This is a genomic window from Caballeronia telluris, assembly GCF_001544495.1.
In the GTDB taxonomy this organism is placed as follows: Bacteria; Pseudomonadota; Gammaproteobacteria; order Burkholderiales; family Burkholderiaceae; genus Caballeronia; species Caballeronia telluris.
The window spans coordinates 1-970 of record NZ_FCNZ02000136.1 but is presented as its reverse complement, the minus strand read 5'-3'; the positions used below and the strand labels follow the sequence as shown (position 1 = coordinate 970).

Annotated in this window: 1 protein-coding gene and 1 pseudogene; both read right to left on the bottom strand. The window is 57.7% G+C overall.

All coding sequences use genetic code 11. From position 1 onward, the window contains the following. Nucleotides 1-78 precede the first annotated feature (78 nt). On the bottom strand, nucleotides 79-561 hold the full coding sequence (gene arsN2, locus AWB66_RS32585; RefSeq protein ID WP_087634060.1) for an arsenic resistance N-acetyltransferase ArsN2: 483 nt from the start codon (nucleotides 559-561) through the stop codon (nucleotides 79-81). A gap of 34 nt (nucleotides 562-595) precedes the next feature. Further along, nucleotides 596-970: pseudogene (locus AWB66_RS32580) on the bottom strand (hypothetical protein); the annotation flags it as partial.

The following is a 970-nucleotide window of genomic DNA, read 5'->3' as shown; positions in this document are numbered from 1 at the left end:
CCGCTGACCCGCATTGCTGACACACATCACGCGCTCTCCACCTTACTCCGAGGGGCGTCGTTCGTGGATCGCATACGGCTAATGCTTCGCGGTCTTGTCGACGGCAGGGTCTCGTGCACGATTGGGTTTCAGCTTCTTTTTCATGCAGACAGCGGTACTTGGACAGAGTTGAGCAAACTGCGTGCTGGACTGAAGTCCGGTCGGCGCGCTCGGGCGAGCGACTGGTAAGTAGCCAGCCCGCCGAAAAAAGTCTGTGGCCGTCGTCGTGAGCAGCCATAACTCCGATACGCCCAAGGTCAGCGCCATGTATTCCGCATGGAGGAGCAGTTTGGTTCCCAGCCCGGCGCTGCGTTCAGGCTTTGCAACCGCCAGTGACCGCAGCAACGCCTCAGCTCCAAACCCCTCTAGGCCAACGCTGCCGACTACTGACCCGTGGGCATCTTCTGCGACGGCAAAATCGCGCAACTGGTCGGGGGTTACATCGGAAGCCGACAACCCGTTCTCTGCGAGCAATGCCGCAATGGCATCGAGGTCTTCGGTTCGCGCGGCACGTATGTTCATAGTCGGTGTTGTCTTTTACGATTTGGAAGCGGCATCAGGCGGTTCTAGTTGCCGTGTGACGGCTGACCCGAACTGCCACGAAGAATGCGATTGCTGACAGCATCGAAACAAGGAACACGGTCCACTCAACAGCTCGATAACCGTGGGTAAAGCATCCAGATGCTGGCCGCGGCAATCGGGGCTATTCCCTTGGCGACATTCGACGGGAACGAAAGCATGCCGCTGACTGCACCGTAGCCTTCGGTCCACATCAGGTCCTGCACGATGGTGCCGCGGAGGATGGTCATCATGCCATTCGCAGCGCCGTAGCAAAGCGCGAATAACCAAAGCATTGAAGCGCCCCGGAAATGTAGGAGACTTTGGATCTTGGCTGTAACGGGAGATTTGAAGAATGGAAAACGCAAGCAAA